The 16,000-nt window shown below is 56.9% G+C and carries 16 protein-coding genes; 4 read left to right on the top strand and 12 right to left on the bottom strand.

The annotated features are described in order from the left end of the window. Positions 1 to 5 precede the first annotated feature (5 nt). Complete coding sequence (gene pdxB, locus M8010_RS17745) at positions 6 to 1,160, top strand: 4-phosphoerythronate dehydrogenase PdxB (protein ID WP_250094044.1); 1,155 nt, start codon at positions 6 to 8, stop codon at positions 1,158 to 1,160. A 12-nt stretch (positions 1,161 to 1,172) separates the two neighbouring features. Here pdxB and htpX read toward each other — a convergent pair whose 3' ends face one another. The 3 genes from htpX to M8010_RS17730 form a co-directional block, all read right to left on the bottom strand. Beyond that, positions 1,173 to 2,054, bottom strand: coding sequence for a protease HtpX (gene htpX, locus M8010_RS17740; RefSeq protein WP_250094043.1), 882 nt, complete (start codon positions 2,052 to 2,054; stop codon positions 1,173 to 1,175). Positions 2,055 to 2,150: 96 nt separating this feature from the next. Further along, positions 2,151 to 2,612, bottom strand: a complete 462-nt coding sequence (locus tag M8010_RS17735) for a hypothetical protein (protein ID WP_250094042.1) — start codon at positions 2,610 to 2,612, stop codon at positions 2,151 to 2,153. A 10-nt stretch (positions 2,613 to 2,622) separates the two neighbouring features. Beyond that, complete coding sequence (locus M8010_RS17730) at positions 2,623 to 3,837, bottom strand: pyridoxal phosphate-dependent aminotransferase (RefSeq protein ID WP_250094041.1); 1,215 nt, start codon at positions 3,835 to 3,837, stop codon at positions 2,623 to 2,625. 217 nt (positions 3,838 to 4,054) lie between these two features. Here M8010_RS17730 and M8010_RS17725 point away from each other — a divergent pair, with 217 nt between their 5' ends. Together M8010_RS17725 and M8010_RS17720 are read left to right on the top strand one after the other, a co-directional pair. Then, complete coding sequence (locus M8010_RS17725) at positions 4,055 to 4,540, top strand: glutathione peroxidase (RefSeq protein ID WP_250094040.1); 486 nt, start codon at positions 4,055 to 4,057, stop codon at positions 4,538 to 4,540. 3 nt (positions 4,541 to 4,543) lie between these two features. Next, the gene (locus M8010_RS17720; protein ID WP_250094039.1) at positions 4,544 to 5,014 is read left to right on the top strand and encodes a MarR family winged helix-turn-helix transcriptional regulator; all 471 of its coding nucleotides are present in this window, start codon (positions 4,544 to 4,546) and stop codon (positions 5,012 to 5,014) included. Here the strand turns inward: M8010_RS17720 and M8010_RS17715 are convergent. Next, the gene (locus tag M8010_RS17715) at positions 4,974 to 7,244 is read right to left on the bottom strand and encodes an ATP-binding protein (RefSeq protein ID WP_284048199.1); all 2,271 of its coding nucleotides are present in this window, start codon (positions 7,242 to 7,244) and stop codon (positions 4,974 to 4,976) included. The two genes, M8010_RS17720 and M8010_RS17715, sit on opposite strands and share 41 nt — an antisense overlap. A 126-nt stretch (positions 7,245 to 7,370) precedes the next feature. Further along, on the bottom strand, positions 7,371 to 8,144 hold the full coding sequence (locus M8010_RS17710) for a hypothetical protein (RefSeq protein WP_250094037.1): 774 nt from the start codon (positions 8,142 to 8,144) through the stop codon (positions 7,371 to 7,373). 212 nt (positions 8,145 to 8,356) lie between these two features. On the opposite strand from M8010_RS17710, the gene M8010_RS17705 reads away from it, so the two are divergent. Beyond that, the gene (locus tag M8010_RS17705) at positions 8,357 to 9,367 is read left to right on the top strand and encodes a LysR family transcriptional regulator (RefSeq protein ID WP_250094036.1); all 1,011 of its coding nucleotides are present in this window, start codon (positions 8,357 to 8,359) and stop codon (positions 9,365 to 9,367) included. On the opposite strand, the gene M8010_RS17700 is transcribed toward M8010_RS17705, so the two are convergent. The 7 genes from M8010_RS17700 to M8010_RS17670 all read right to left on the bottom strand — a co-directional run bounded on the left by M8010_RS17700 (position 9,356) and on the right by M8010_RS17670 (position 15,840). After that, positions 9,356 to 10,333: a GNAT family N-acetyltransferase gene (locus M8010_RS17700; RefSeq protein WP_250094035.1), complete on the bottom strand. Its 978-nt coding sequence runs from the start codon at positions 10,331 to 10,333 to the stop codon at positions 9,356 to 9,358. The genes M8010_RS17705 and M8010_RS17700 overlap by 12 nt on opposite strands. Positions 10,334 to 10,352: 19 nt before the next feature. After that, positions 10,353 to 11,504: a cupin domain-containing protein gene (locus M8010_RS17695; RefSeq protein ID WP_250094034.1), complete on the bottom strand. Its 1,152-nt coding sequence runs from the start codon at positions 11,502 to 11,504 to the stop codon at positions 10,353 to 10,355. 3 nt (positions 11,505 to 11,507) lie between these two features. Then, positions 11,508 to 12,875, bottom strand: coding sequence for an adenylosuccinate lyase (purB, locus tag M8010_RS17690; protein ID WP_250094033.1), 1,368 nt, complete (start codon positions 12,873 to 12,875; stop codon positions 11,508 to 11,510). 77 nt (positions 12,876 to 12,952) lie between these two features. After that, positions 12,953 to 13,597 carry a high frequency lysogenization protein HflD gene (hflD, locus tag M8010_RS17685; RefSeq protein WP_250094032.1) on the bottom strand — a complete coding sequence of 215 codons (645 nt, stop codon included), beginning with the start codon at positions 13,595 to 13,597 and terminating at the stop codon, positions 12,953 to 12,955. Further along, the gene (gene mnmA, locus M8010_RS17680; RefSeq protein ID WP_250094031.1) at positions 13,594 to 14,754 is read right to left on the bottom strand and encodes a tRNA 2-thiouridine(34) synthase MnmA; all 1,161 of its coding nucleotides are present in this window, start codon (positions 14,752 to 14,754) and stop codon (positions 13,594 to 13,596) included. The genes hflD and mnmA overlap by 4 nt, the downstream gene beginning before the upstream one ends. 49 nt (positions 14,755 to 14,803) lie before the next feature. Continuing rightward, entirely contained in the window at positions 14,804 to 15,253 is a 450-nt protein-coding gene (locus tag M8010_RS17675; RefSeq protein ID WP_250094030.1) for an NUDIX hydrolase, read from the bottom strand. Beyond that, entirely contained in the window at positions 15,250 to 15,840 is a 591-nt protein-coding gene (locus M8010_RS17670) for a pseudouridine synthase (RefSeq protein ID WP_250094029.1), read from the bottom strand. The genes M8010_RS17675 and M8010_RS17670 overlap by 4 nt, the downstream gene beginning before the upstream one ends. Positions 15,841 to 16,000 lie beyond the last annotated feature (160 nt).

Raw genomic sequence — 16,000 nt, 5'->3', positions numbered from 1 at the left:
GCATCATGCGGATAGTAGCGGACGAAAACATACCCTTGCTGGATTCCTTCTTCGGTGACATCGGCGAGATTCAGCGTGTGTCTGGCCGTACGATGTCGGCCGCCGATGTGCAGAATGCGGATATCCTGTTGGTGCGTTCGGTTACCCGGGTTAATCAGGCGTTGCTGGAAGGCAGTAGTGTGCGATTCGTTGGCACCTGCACCATTGGTACCGATCACGTGGATCAGCAGTGGCTGGCGTCCAATGGTATCTCGTTCTCGGCGGCCCCCGGTTGTAATGCCAACAGTGTGGTTGAGTACGTGCTGTCGGTAATCTCGTTGCACGCCGAGAGGCGCGGCGTGTCTGACTGGTCGAAGCTCAGTGTTGGTATCGTTGGTGCCGGTAATGTCGGTGGCGAGCTCGCCCACAAACTGGACCGGCTGGGTTTTGACGTCCTGTGTTGTGATCCGCCGCGCGCCGAACAGGAAGGTGAGGACAATCAGGATTTTGTCAGTCTCGACGAGGCCATGGCCTGTGATGTGGTAACCCTGCACACACCTCTGATCCGACAGGGAGACCACGCCACACTGCATATGTTCGGGCAGCAGCGATTGTCCATGCTGAAAGAGCACCAGCTGCTGATCAATACCAGCCGGGGTGAGGTTATTGATACCTCTGCCTTGCTGGCGCGCCTGGAAGAACCCAATTCGCCTACCGTCGTGCTGGATGTATGGGAGCAGGAACCGCGCATTCACGCCGAACTGCTGGAAAAGGTCTGGCTGGCTACGCCCCATATTGCGGGTTACAGCCTCGAAGGCAAGGTGCAGGGTAGCGAAATGGTTTACCAGGGGCTCAGTCGTTACATGGGCCTGCCCGCCCGCAAAAAGGCCGGGCAATTCTTACCGGAGCCGGCACTGGCCAAGCTGTCGTTCACCAGCGCGGCTGAGGAAATGGATTCGGCAAATATTGCTATTCGATCCTGTTACGACCCCCGCCAGGATGATGCCCGGATGCGGCTGGCAATGGCGCTTTCGGCGGAGGAGCGAGGCCCTGCGTTTGACCGGCTGCGTCGGGATTATCCGGTCCGGCGGGAGTTTTCAAGTGTCAAGATTCAGCTCAAGGGCACCAGCAAGTCCATGCAGGACACTTTTCGGGCCCTTGGCTTCAAACTGAAACTCTAGAACTCCGTCTGGCTAAAGCTGAGCTTTGTGTAGTGCCTCGATCCGGCTGTCCAGAGGCGGATGCGTCATGAACAGGGCGCTGAGTCCGCCCCGTGCCCCCCGGTTGATGCCGAACGCCTGCAGGCTTTCCGGCATCTGATCCGGTACTTCACTTTCCTGCTTGAGCCGGGCTAGGGCGCTGATCATGGCACCCCGGCCTGCCAGTTGGGCACCCGCGATATCAGCCCGGTACTCGCGGCGACGGGAGAACCAGAACACGATGGTACTGGCAAGAATACCCAGTACGATCTCCGCTGCAATACTCACCACGAAAAAACCAATTCCATGCCCGCTGTCATTCTTGAAGACCACGCGGTCTACAAAGGAGCCGATCACGCGGGAGGCAAATATGACGAAGGTATTCACCACGCCCTGAATCAGCGCCAGTGTGATCATGTCGCCATTGGCAACGTGGCCGATTTCATGACCCAGAACCGCGCGGATCTCATCTTTGTTGAAGCGATGCAGCAGGCCTTCGCTGACCGCCACCAGAGCATTGTTCTTGTTCCAGCCAGTGGCAAAGGCGTTGGACTGGGAGGCGGGAAAGATGGCCACCTCAGGCATACCTATGCCGGCATTCTTGGCCAGGTCCCGCACCGTATCCACCAGCCAGCGCTCAGCGGGTGTTCTGGGGGACTCAATGATCTTCGCCCTGGTGCTCCATTTTGCCATCGGCTTGGAAATCAGCAGCGAGACTATCGCACCCGCAAAACCGAAAACGGCCGCAAAAGCCAGCAACGAACCATACTGGATTCCATTCTGGGCGAGGTAGCTGTCGACACCCAGGAGCTTGAGGGTGAAGCTGGCAACAAGAATGACAGCCAGGTTGGTAGCAAGAAACAGCAGAATACGCATCTTGGATTCCTTGTTGAATCATCAGCCGGTGACGGCGGTTTATAGCTGCAATTTATATGTGTCCAGGGTGGCCATGTTCAACTGGTTTACACCAATTTAATGATTCGCTATATCGCGGAAAAATGTCGCCTGCATGACCCGGCTGATTTTTGCGGAGCTTCCGCTTCGAAGGGCGGTACGGAGCAAATGGATGTGAGTGGAGAAATCTTCCCTGATGGCCGGCGGCAGGTCCTGGCTTTCCTCTGCCGCAGCTTCGTGTTGCAGGTGTGGGCTTGCCGGCGAACTCATACGCACAAAAGCCTGCTGGGTAAGCACTGCCTGATCCAGCGCTTCCTGGCGAATGGTGTCAACGAAACGCAACAGGCCTTCTTCAGACAGCCACAGCAGAGTACCGAAACACGCCATGTGGCGTTTGCTGTGCAGGCCGAATTCATCCGGCTCGTCGGAACCGGCGATATCCTCCACGAACAGGTTGATCCTTCGAGGGAAGGCATTGTAGAGCTGTACCAGGGCGATGGCTGCGTCCTTGTAGAACTCTTCAATATGAATATCCGCCATAAACCCTCTGTTACACCTGATAGGACGACAGAAAGTGTGCCAGGCGCTTCATGGCGTCTTCCAGGGTATCTTCCCGGGGCAGGAACACCACGCGCAGGTGCTGTTTGTCGTCAATATTGAAGGCCGAACCCTGAACCAGCAGTATGCGTTCCTGCAAGAGCAGATCCAGCACCAGCTTTTCGTCATTGACGATTGGGAAGCGTTTTGGATCCAACTTCGGGAACAGGTACAGCGCGCCCTTGGGCTTCACGCAACTGACCCCGGGAATATCATTGAGCAGGTTCCAGGCAGTCTCCCGCTGCTCGAACAGGCGGCCCCCCGGTGCCACCAGGTCGTCGATGGACTGGTAGCCGCCCAGGGCTGTCTGGATTGCTAGCTGGGCCGGTACATTGGCGCACAGGCGCATATTGGAGAGCATCTCGATGCCCTCGATCAGGTCCCGGGCCCGGTGCTTGGCACCGCTGATGATCATCCAGCCTGAACGGTAGCCGGCAGCGCGGTAGTTCTTGGACAGTCCGTTATAGGTAAAAAACAGCACGTCATCAGCCAGTGATGCGGTGGGGATATGCTCGGTACCATCGTAGAGGATCTTGTCGTAGATCTCGTCCGACAGCACGATCAGGTTGTGCTGTCGCGCCAGTTCCACCACCTGCTCCAATAATTCGCGGGAGTAGACGGCGCCTGTCGGGTTGTTGGGGTTGATCAGAACAATGGCCCGGGTGCGACGGGTGATCTTCTTGCGGATATCGTCGATGTCCGGGAACCAGTCCTGCTGCTCGTCGCAATGGTAGTGCACCGGCTTGCCACTGGAGAGAGTTACGGCGGCCGTCCAAAGCGGGTAGTCGGGCGCCGGAATCAGTACCTCATCGCCGGTATTCAGCATCGCTTGCATGGACATCACGATCATCTCGCTGACACCATTGCCGAGGAAGATATCGTCGATATCCACTTTGTCGATGCCCCGTTGCTGGCAGTAGTGCATTACCGCCTTGCGGGCAGAGAAGAGCCCTTTGGATTCCACGTAACCCTGGGCCATGTGCATGTTGTAGATAACGTCCTGCTGGATTTCCTCGGGTACATCGAGCTCGAAAGCAGCAGGGTTGCCGATATTCAGCTTGAGAACCCGATGGCCCTCTTCCTCCAGGCGACGGGCCTCGCGCAGAACCACACCACGTATCTCGTAACACACGTTATCCAGCTTGGCGGATTTGAGATAGTTCTGCATAAGCCCGGTTATTCCTCAGTAAAAAAGATACAAGCCTGTATTCTAGCGGAGCAAAGGCCGGCGGCAACAGGCCAATTGTGATGAATTGTGGCACAGAAGCGCAGATTTAACGCTCAATGCTCACAAATTCCATGAACTGCATGCGACATACAGCCTGATTAAGTTGTAAAACAAATTGTGCACAATATAATAGGATGAAATACAAAGGAGCAGGATCATGAGCAACCAAAGCGTGTATGACTTTACCGCAACCGACATTCGTGGGAAAGAAAGGTCCCTTGACGAGTTCCGGGGTAAGGTAATGCTCGTCGTCAATACGGCCAGCAAGTGCGGGTTTACCCCTCAGTTCGAAGGGCTGCAATCGCTTTATGCAGATCTGAAAGAGAAAGGCCTTGAAGTACTGGGCTTTCCCTGCAACCAGTTTCGGAATCAGGACCCGGCAGACGATAAGGCCATCAGCGAGTTTTGTAGCCTGAACTACGGCGTGGATTTCCCGATGTTTGCCAAGATTGAGGTCAACGGGCCAAACGCTCATCCGTTGTTTGAGTATCTCAAGCACAATGCCAAGGGTCTGTTGGGATCAGAAGCGGTGAAATGGAACTTCACCAAATTTCTGGTGAACCGCGATGGTGAGGTTGTCAATCGTTATCCGCCAACGACCAAACCGTCTGCCATTCGCGCTGACATCGAGAAGCTGCTTTAGGCCATGACATCCGAAGACGAGAGGCTGGCACTAGACAACCAGCTGTGTTTTGCACTCTATGCCGTCAACCGGGCCGTCACTGCCAGGTATCGTCCACTATTGGCTGAGCTCAACCTGACCTATCCCCAGTATCTAGTCATGTTGGTGTTGTGGGAGGCTGATCAGGAGGGACGCACCGTACGGGTGTCTGATCTGGGTAAGCGGTTGCGCCTGGATTCCGGCACTCTGACGCCGTTGCTGAAACGGCTGGCTGAACGGGGTCTGGTTACCCGTCAGCGGGATACGTCCGATGAGAGGGTGGTAACAGTAGCCCCTACCGGGCAGGGAAATGCCATGCGCAGCAAGGCCATGGAGATCCCGGAGAGGTTGTTGTGTGGGACGGGTATTGATCAGGAGCGCATTGTGGCGCTCCGTGAGGAGTTACGTTCTGTGCTCAGCCTTCTCGAGGCTCTGGGGGAGCCCAGCGGTCGATAACCGATTTGAGATCGGCACGGTTGTAGGGTTTGGTAATGTAATCGTTCATCCCGGATTCCAGGCAATCGTCCCGATCACCCTGCATGACGTTGGCGGTAACGGCGATAACCGGTAAATCCCGCCAGGCGGGGTTTTCCCTGATTGAACGTGTGGCCTCATAACCGTCCATCACCGGCATCTGGCAATCCATCAGCACAACATCGAATTCTCCTGAGGTCAGAGCCTCCAGTGCCCGCTTTCCGTTTTCCGCCAGGGTGACCTTGTGGCCCAGCTTCCGGAGCATGCTGCTGGCAACCACCTGGTTGACCTGGTTGTCTTCCACCAGCAAAAGGTTCAGTGACCTGGTAACGGCTGATGCTTTTCCCGCATTCGTATCATGGCCCTTCTTTATCTGCTTCAGGCCTGCGGCCGCGCAAAGCGTGCGGAACAACTGGTCCCGCCTCAGTGGCATTGACAGAATCTGTTGATCGCCAGCTGCCACCGCGGTGCCGTTGCGATCGACCAGAATAACGCCGATTCCTGACCACTGGGCCGCTATCTGTGGGCCGGAACTGTCTTCCCTGTCGGCTGCCCCCATCAGGATACCTCCACCGTTGCGAGCGGCATCGCGCACAGGAATACTCCAGGCTCTGAGCTGGCTCTCGATGGGCAGGCGGTGGGGATGGCTCTGGGGTATGCTCATATCCACGCCTGACGTTCTGACAATGGCCGGGATATCTGCTGGTGTAATCCCGGAGTCATTTTGATCATGCACCGGTAGCGGCAGGTTCACGGTAAAGTGCGTGCCCCGACCCTCTTCAGAATCCACCAGAATCTGGCCATGCATGCGCTCCACCAGCTGGCGGCAGAGGGCCAGGCCGAGTCCGGTTCCGCCATACAGCCGGGTGGTTTCGGCATCGGCCTGGGAAAACGGTGAAAAAATCCGATGCAACCCTTCCTTGGACATGCCAATGCCGGTATCAATTACATCAATGCGAAGGTTACCGTTGAAACGGGTTGCACGAATGCGGACGCTGCCCTTCTCGGTAAACTTGATGGCATTACTTAACAGGTTATTAAGAACCTGACGGGTGCGCGTGGGATCACCGAGAAACGATTCGGGAAGATCGCATTCAATATCGGTCACCACGTCTATGTTCTTGCGGCGAGCCTGTTGGGAGTGCAGCGTCGCGCATTCCTCTATCAGATTGCGGACGCTGAAAGGAATGTTCTCAAGGCTGAGCTTGCCAGCTTCCACCTTGGAAATGTCGAGGATATCGTTCAGCAGTCCGAGCAGGCTTTGCCCTGCGTTAAGCGCGATTTCCAGGCGGTTGCGCTGTGCCGGTTCCAGGTCACCTTCCAGAGCGAGACCAAGCATGCCAAGCACTCCATTCAGCGGAGTGCGAATTTCGTGGCTCATACTGGCCAGAAAGTTGGCCCGGGACCGGGCCCTGCGGACGGCATCTTCCTTCGCTCGAACCAGTGCGCGATTACCCCGCTGGAGGGCTTCGTTCTTCTCCGAGATCTCCCGCGTGCGGTCGTCAACCTCCTGTTCCAGCTGGGTTGAGTAATTTTTTATGGCGCTCTCTGCCTGCCGCAATTGCTCGAGACTGGCGTCCATGGTTTCCAGATGCAGGTTGATGATCCCCACCATCTGGCCGATTTCATCTTCACGATGATTGGCGGGCACAGGTAGCCGGACTTTTTCCGGGGATTCCGCCCGAACCCGGCTCAGCGCACCGATGACATTGAGCATGGGGCGGGTCAGTACGAAATAGAAAATGGCGAGCAGAGCCGCTGTCAGAACCAGGCTTTTGAGTAGTCCGCTTACCACAGTGTATCCGGCCCTTTGCAGAAACAGCAGGCCGTAATGGTAAGTGTCGATGGTGACCGTCAGGTGGCCAAGAGAAAGATCACTCAACTGCGGCACCATCAGTTCCTGGCTGAAAGCACGGCTGTCGCCGAATAGCAGGTCACTGATCCAGCGGTAGCGCGAATCAGGGCTGCTCTGGCTGGCGGCGGCCATAGTCTGGTCGTTGTTATCGATTATGCGGGCATCAATGGTGGCAGGATGGCGGAGCAGCCCGTCCAGCAATTCCTCCGCCAGACGTATATCGATGTTATAGGCAATCTGTGAGGCGGGGCTGTGGCTTATTTCGATCAGCGCGCGAATTTCCTGCTCCATGGAATCCCGGGCGCTGAAATAATCAAGGGTGACCTGAACGATGTTGAGTATCAGCCCCAGCACCATTGCAATTAAAACGGTGTCCCGGGTCAGGCGGTAGGAGAGCCGCTTTTTGAATGGAGTTGTCACAGTATATCCACAATCCCTGTTTGTCAGCGGTTCGCATGATGGTGATGAGCTACCAGGCTGCTATCAATCGTCGTAATCGGCCTTTTTGCGCCATTCGTCATCGTGGAGGAAGGTGTCCCATTCCCGGTCCAGGCGCGACTGGCTCTCGGTGCTGCTGCCCTGTGACGTGTCATCCTTCATGGCTTCCAGCTCCTTGATGCGGGTGCGGAAACTCTTGACTGCTTTCATGGCCATGGGGTTGTCCCTGGATTTACCCATTTCGGTGCTGGCCAAATGATAGGCGTGAATCGCCTTGCGAATCTGGTTCTGCTTCACATAATCGCGGGCCTGGAACACATGCAGGTCAGCGTGGGTCTTGTGCACCAGGAACAATACGAATCTGAGGTTTTTCTTGGCGGTGGCGCTGTCGATCTTGCCGGCCTTGTGCATTGCTTCAATCATTTTGAAAAGATTTTGCAGCAGCTCTTTGACATAGCTGGACTTTTCGGGCGAATCAATCTTGATGGGAGGACGCCGGTCTTCATTGTCCATCACCTTCTTTTTCAGCTGTTGGGCAGCACTGAGCCACTCACCGACGGGCTGGTCGGATTTCAGCGCCTTGAGATCCTTGCAGGTTTCCTCCATACGCTTGATCAACAGTAACTTGAGATCCGAGGTGAGGTATTGGCCGGGAATCTCGGAAAGCAGACGGTTGGCCCGATTATAACTGTCCTCAAGAGCGGTGATTTTACGCGCGCGCTCAATACGGGCCCGTTCCCGCATCTGACTGGCCACAATAATGACGATCGAAATGAAAACGATAGCTGCCAATAGCAGCACAATCATTGTGGTATCCATTCTATTGCAAAAGCTCCGGCGTATGGACGTGCACTGGGGCCTCCGGTGGTGCGAACAAACCGAAGAATTCCAGCAAGTACTCGAAAGACTAGCAGAAAACCGGGCATGATTCCGTTTTGAAATGTGAACAATATGGGCTTTCTATCATTTTGGTGAATTGATATCCTTAGGCCCATTATTTCTGTGAATAAACTACTGCTGTGATCGTGTGTATGGATATTTCCCGGGTCGATCTGAATCTGCTTGTCTATCTTGATGTGCTGTTGCGGGAGCGGAACGTCACCAAAGCCGCCACCCATCTGGGGATAACCCAGCCAGCCATGAGTAATGGTCTTCGGCGCCTGAGGGACCTGTTTGGTGATCCATTGCTGGTCAGAACCAGTGAGGGTATGACTGCGACGGAACGTGCGACAGAACTTCAGCCGTTAGTGCGGGGTATCCTCTCTGATATCGAGCAGGCCGTTCATGAGAAGACCGCCTTTGCTGCCATGGAAAGTCAGCGGGTATTCCGCATAATGGCCAGTGACTATGCGGAATCCTGCCTGATGCCAAGGGTGTTGCGGCGGATTCGTCAGGAAGCGCCCCACGTTACCCTGGACGTACTGACTCCCAGCGACGTCAGTTTCCTGGATGTGGAGCAGGGTAGGTTGGATATGGCCATCAACCGCTTTGACAAGATCCCGCAATCCTTCCACCAGAAAACCCTGTGGACGGAGTATTTCGCCTGCCTGATGAACGCCCGCAATCCCATCCTGAAGGAGCCGTTCACGCTGGACACCTATCTTGATGCCAGCCATATCTGGGTCAGCAAGACCGGTTTCGGCGTTGGGGTAGGGGTAAACCCGAAGGATGTCCAGCGTTTGGGCTGGGTTGACGAGGCACTTTCGTTGATGGGGCGCAAACGGCAGATTTCAGTGTTTACCCGGCATTATCAGGTGGCGATGCTGCTGGCGGAACAGCACGACCTGATTGCCACATTACCTTCGAGGGCTGCCTGGCTGCAGAAGGATAATCCCAATCTGGTGGTTAAGGTACCACCCTTCGAGATCCCGCCGTTCGAGCTCAAAATGGCCTGGAGTCCTTTGTTGCAGCACAACACCGATCACCAGTGGCTGAGGAAGCTGGTCGCGGAAGTGGCGGAAGAAGTGGATGCGGAATTCGCTCCGTTCGGGGCACAGTTCGAATCAGCCGATGTTCCCGGCGTTCACCACTCAGAGCGGTAGTTCGCGCAACTCCAATGAGTTCTTGCCGGCGTCCCACATGCGCTGGAAAGATTCCGCAAACAGCTTCACCCGGCCACTGTCGGCAAAATTCGCAAAACCTTCCGGCTTGTAAAAATCATGTCGGTAAACCAGGCCTTCCCGGTCGGCCAGCAGGAACGGCCGGTCCTCCACCGGGTAGTCCTCGTTGATCAGCCTCAGTTCAATGCGGCTGGGCAGACGACGCATCAGTTCCACAATCTGATGCCGGTGTTTCACCAGGGGTTTGTCATCGTGTATGAGCAGGCGCACTTCGCTGAGCCGGTGCCGGCGCGCCAGGGTGGAGATCAACTCCCGAAAGCGCAGGCGATCATAGAGATCGTGGTCCAGCAGGCGGTCGTACAGCCAGATCCTCTGGCGAGCCTGGCCGGCGACGGAGTCCATCAGTTCGGTCATCGTGCGTTCGCTGTCAAACAACCAGGCATCACGATCTTTGCCTAACAGCATTGGGGTCAGGATGGGTGGCTGACGAGTATCGTATGCTTTATTGGCCAGTTTCGGGGCCAGGCAGCGCATGTCCACATGGGGAATGCCGGCATCATCGTAGAGGTCTGAGCAGACATGGAAGCCTGAGCGCTGGTAGAAGGGGATGGCGTGCTCTTGTGCGGAAAGCCGGAGTTCACTGAACTGGTCTGCTGCCTCAGACACCAGGTGCCGCAACAAGCGCTCTCCGATACCTTTGCCACGATGGGCGGGAAGAATCGCCATGCGTCCGATGTGGGCGGTTTCCTCGAGGGTTGAGAACATACGGCCAACCCCGACAGGTGTGTTGTCGGGCAGTACTACCAGGTAATGGTCGGCAATCTCATCAGTGTCGTCCCATTCCAGCTCTGGCGGAACCTGCTGTTCTTTCACAAACACGGTCTGCCGTATGTTCCGGATATCGGCCGGTGCCAGCTGCCAGCTGTATTTACGAATCCGCACGTTCATTCCGCTTCCACTCACGCTCTCACTCGAAGTACAGCGAACCCTGATTAATGAGGTTGGCCAGCAGCCCGCAGATGGCCTCGTCGCCGGCATAGTCGGCCAATGCTGCCATGTCCAGCCTGGCACCAGCGCAGAGCAGGGGAGCCAGAGGCTGGGCATCGCCCCGCAGCAGGAACTGCTCGCCATCCACGAACAGCGCTGTGTCTCCCTCAAACTCATGGTAGGCGAAACGGGAACCTTCATTCCAGCGTAACGGGTTTCCCTCTGCAATCAGTTCACCGAGCAACCCCGGTGTTACCGGTTCTTCTGCTGGCACCACAATATCGAGACTTTTGGGGACCGTGGCGTACTGACCGAACCAGAGGGCGAGCTGGCGCTTGTCAGTAAGCTTGTCGCGGATAACACCATCGAGGCGGTCAATAACGTCGGGGGCAATGGTGCCAGGATTGTCCTGAACCTGCAGGTCCGGGTCATTGAGGTGTTCGGAGGCATCAGACTGGCTGCAAAGAAAGTCCGTGAATCCTGTCAGCACATCGTCAATGGTCGGCGCACGAAAACCAACAGACAAGGTAATGCAGTCATCCTCGGCAATGCCGTGGTGGCCGATACCTGGTGGCAGGTAGAGCATGTCTCCGGGAGCCAGGGTTACGGTTTCCTCGCCATCCCAGCTACTGAGAATCCGCAACGGTGTGCCGTCTACCCGGGGTGAGGTGTGATCGCAACGGCCGCCGAATGTCCATCGGCGGTGGCCCTGTGCCTGTAGCAGGAATACATCGTATTGGTCATAGTGGGGCCCCACGCTGCCGCCTTCCGGCGCGTAGCTTGCCATGATGTCATCCAGCCGCCAGTTGGGCACAAAGCGGAACTCGTCCAGCAGGTCCGCGAAATCCGGAACCCAGTGATCAAGGCCCTGTACCAGCAGCGTCCAGTGAGTTGCCGGCAGTTTGCTGAAGCGCTCGGGTTCAAAGGGGCCATTGTGCAGCTGCCAGGGTTTGCCGTTGTCGTTCTCGATCACAATACGGGACTCGACCGCTTCCTCACAAGCCAGTCCGGCCAGTTCATCCGCTGACACCGGGCACTCGAAGCCCGGAAAGGCCTGGCGAATCACCAGTGGCTTTTTCTGCCAGTAATCCTGCAGGAATTCCTCCGCGGGCATTCCGCCGGGCAGTTTCATGGTTCAGATATCCCGCGCCTGTTGGGTGGCATTGCCGACGTAGGTGCCGGGAGTCAGTTCCATCAGCTCCGCCTTGGCGGCATCGGGAATGTCCAGCGAGTTTACAAAGGCCTTGATGACATCCGGTGTCATGGCTTTGCCGCGAGTCAGGTCCTTGAGTTTTTCGTAGGGTTTCTCGATGTTGTAGCGGCGCATCACGGTCTGGATGGGTTCAGCCAGAACTTCCCAGGCATGGTTCAGGTCGTCGTCCAGTCGTGACGGATTGATTTCCAGCTTGCTCAGGCCTTTCAGGGTGGCTTCATAGGCAATCAGGCTGTGGGCAAAACCCACGCCGAGGTTACGCAGCACGGTGGAGTCCGTGAGGTCGCGCTGCCAGCGAGAAATCGGTAGCTTGGCCGACAGATGGCTGAACAGGGCGTTGGCGATGCCCAGGTTGCCTTCGGAGTTCTCGAAGTCGATGGGGTTGACCTTATGGGGCATGGTCGACGAGCCGACCTCGCCTTCCACGGTTTTCTGCTTGAAATAGCCCAGGGAGATATAGCCCCAGATGTCCCGGTCGAGGTCGATCAGGATGGTGTTGAAGCGGGCAATAGCGTCGTAGAGCTCGGCAATGTAATCGTGGGGCTCAATCTGGGTAGTGTAGGGGTTCCAGTCAAGCCCCAGGTTTTCAATAAACTCTTTGGCATTAGCAGCCCAGTCGATGGACGGATAAGCCGAAAGGTGAGCGTTGTAATTACCCACGGCACCGTTAATCTTGCCCATCAGTTCCACTGCACGAACCTGTTTCACCTGGCGGCGAAGGCGGTAAACCACGTTGGCCAGTTCCTTGCCAACCGTCGACGGCGATGCGGTCTGGCCATGGGTGCGGGACAGCATGGGCTGACCGGCATGCTCATGGGCCAGTTCTGCCATTCGTTCCACTACACGGTCCATGGCAGGCAGCAGGCCGTGATCCAGGCCTTCGCGCAGCATCAGGGCGTGGGACAGGTTATTGATATCCTCGGAGGTGCAGGCAAAGTGCACGAATTCCGTCACGGTGTGCAGTTCCGGAACCCCGGCGATTTTTTCCTTGATGAAGTATTCCACCGCCTTCACATCGTGGTTGGTGGTGCGCTCAATGGCCTTGATCCGTTTCGCGTCCGCAAGGCTGAAGCCGGAAATCATGTTATCCAGACACTCGTTGGCTTCCTCCGAGAAGGCGGGTACTTCGGTGATCCCGGGGTGGGCAGCCAGTTTCTGAAGCCAGCGGAGTTCGACGGTCACGCGGTTCCTGATCAGGCCATACTCACTGAAAATGTCGCGGAAAACGCTGACTTTGTTGCCATAGCGTCCATCAACCGGGGAAATGGCGGTCAGGGCGTTGAGTTCCATCGAAAACCTCTCAAGTCATCAAAGAATCGGAAAAGAAAAACAGGGGGCGCATATGATACACCAGCGGCGGTTGGGATTCAGTCGTAAACCGCGCGGTTTGCCTTCTCGGCCAGTTCCCGGGCGGTCATGATGACCTTGCGACGGTTGAAAATGAGCTGCCAGCGGCGCCCGCCAGTCTGGTGCCACAGTATGGCGGAGCGTATGCCAGCCAGCAGTAAAGCACGCACCTTGGCGGCGTTTTCCTCACGCTGGAGAATTGTGGGCTCGCCGGTAACCTGGATGCGCTGGCGGAAGGTGCTGATGGTATCCGCGTAAATCGACGCCAGATTGGCGATAAGGTTGCCGTGGCTATAACCGAAATGGCTGGCCGTGTGCCGGGCCTGGTCAATGCGGCTGCCAATGACGTCCAGCATATCGTTGTTGCGTCGGAGTTTGGACGCCATATTGATAAGGTTCAGGGCGTAGCGCAGCACCTCAATATCCTGTTGCTTGCTCTGCTGGCTGAGAACGCTGGCCAGGGTAGACAGGCCCTCCCGCAGATCTTTGAGCTCACCGCCGAAAACGTCCAGCGTGGTCTCCGGTTGCGTCGCGAACAGGGAGCGGGTGCAGGTCTCAAAGCTGGATTCCGCACATTGCCCGGAGTGAGCCACTTGCTGCACCAGCGCTGATGCCTGGAAAACCCCTGCCAGGGCAAGCGTCTGGTCATGTATCGATCGGCTCATGCGCCGGCCCCCTCTGCCTTGTTGGTGGTCACTGCCGGTTCTGTTTCGCCATCCCGCCAGGTCTGCTCGATAACGCCACCGCCCAGGCAGACATCGCCATCGTAGAACACCACCGACTGGCCGGGCGTGACGGCCCGCTGGGCGTCATCGAAGATAACCCGGAATCCGCCGTCTGTAGCGGTTACCAGGCAGTCCTGGTCAGGCTGGCGGTAACGGGTTTTGGCTTTGCAGCGGAATTCTGCCGCAGGTGGTTCACCAGCAATCCAGTCCACGGGGCCACTGTGCAGGCCACGGGAAAACAGCAGGGGATGGTGTTTGCCCTGAACGGCAACCAGTACGTTGCGGGAGAGGTCTTTCTCTGCCACGTACCACGGTTCGTCGCCGAACTCGCTGAGGCCGCCGATGCCCAGGCCCTGGCGCTGGCCGATGGTGTGATACATCAGCCCCTGATGGCGGCCGATGACCCGGCCGTCCGGTGTTTCGATGTTGCCGGGCTGCGCGGGGATATACTGTTTCAGAAAGTCCCGGAATTTGCGCTCGCCGATAAAACAGATACCGGTGGAGTCTTTCTTGTCATGAGTAATGAAACCCTGTTCGGCGGCGATGCGACGCACTTCCGGTTTTTCCAGTTCGCCCACCGGAAACAGGGTGCGGGCAATGCGCTCGCCGGATACCGCGTGCAGAAAATAGCTCTGGTCCTTGTTGGGGTCCAGTCCCTTGAGCAGTTGGGCCTTGCCGCTGCCATCGTTGAGTGGTCGCTGGCGGGTGTAGTGGCCGGTGGCGATGAAATCAGCTCCGAGAGTAATGGCGTAGTCGAGGAAAGCGCGGAATTTCACTTCCTTGTTGCAGAGGATATCCGGATTGGGTGTCCGTCCGGCTTTGTATTCAGACAGAAAATGCTCGAATACGCGGTCCCAGTACTCTGCGGCAAAGCTTGCGGTGTGCAGGGTGATACCGATGGCGTCGGCCACTGCCTGGGCATCGGCGAGATCGGTCATGGCGGTGCAGTATTCGGTGCCGTCGTCCTCGTCCCAGTTCTTCATGAACAGGCCTTCTACCTGGTAGCCCTGGTCTTTCAGGAGCCAGGCTGCCACGGAGGAGTCCACGCCGCCGGACATGCCGACAATCACTCGGGTATTTTCAGGTGCTTTAGTCATGTCTGGGTCTGTCGGATTCAAAGGGGCGGATTCTAGCATTTAAGCCAGGTTACGTCTGCGGTTCGACAATGACATCCAGTGGAAAGCGGCGACCGTTTCGGTAATCTTCTATGCATTGCATCACCAGCGGACTACGGAGCCTGTCGGACTGCTTTCTGATTTCATCCGGTGTCAGCCAATGGGCGGCAATGATTCCATCATCCAATTCGTGGCTGACTCTTGAAAGGGCCCTGGCTGAAAAGCAGAAGCGATGGTAGGTAACGCCGTTTGCCGGAGCCGTGTAGGTGTACACGCCGAGGAAATGTTGGGGCTCCACTTCCCAGCCGGTCTCCTCCAGGGTTTCCCGGAGCGCGGCATCGATTATTTTCTCGCCTTCCTCCACGTGTCCTGCGGGCTGATTGAAAACAACCTGGCCATGACTGACCTCCTCCACCAGCAGAAATCGGCCCTGATCGTCTTCGACAACAACAGCGACGGTGGCGTGGGGCGTCCAGGTCATGGGCGAGAGCTCCTGCGTGTGTTTGGAACGTGAACTGTGATTGTTCGGGATTCGCCGGGCGCAAGCCCATCCAGTGTCCAATCCCCGATACCATAACGAACCAGTCGCAGGGTAGGGAAGCCTACAGCTGCCGTCATGCGTCGGACCTGGCGGTTCTTGCCCTCGGTAATGGTGATTCGTACCCAACTGGTGGGGATGGATTCCCGGTGCCGGACCGGCGGATTCCGCGGCCAGAGGTCTGGTGGTTCCATGGCAGCGACCTCTGCGGGGCGCGTTTTGCCGTCTTTCAGCTCCACGCCCTTACGCAGTTGCTGCAATGCCTTGTCTGAGATTTCCCCCTCCACCTGAACCCAGTAGGTTTTCGGCATTTTGTTCCGTGGAGATGCAATGCGGTGCTGCAACGGGCCGTTGTCGGTCAGTAATAAAAGCCCTTCGGATTCAAAGTCCAGGCGGCCGGCAGGGTAAACACAAGAAGTGGTGATCCAGTCCGCCAGAGTGGCGCGGCGGCTACCGTCTGTGCCGCCTTTCTCGTCGGTAAACTGGCACATGACACGAAAAGGCTTGTTAAACAGGATCAGCGTAGCCATCGCCGGGTGAGACCTTCAGGTTTGGAGAAAACGGGTAGTATGCCAGAAACATCGCTGCTTCGAAGCACAGTTCAGGCAGGCAATGGCTGATTTCGTGGTACACAACAATGTGCCGCAACCTGCTTGCGCAGTTGCGGGCTAGTGGGGCTATCGGGCAGTG

Origin of the sequence: Marinobacter sp. ATCH36 (assembly GCF_023555055.1) — a bacterium.
In the GTDB taxonomy this organism is placed as follows: domain Bacteria; phylum Pseudomonadota; class Gammaproteobacteria; order Pseudomonadales; family Oleiphilaceae; genus Marinobacter.
Note: the sequence above shows the minus strand (reverse complement) of the source record. Positions and strands in the feature narration are given on the sequence as shown.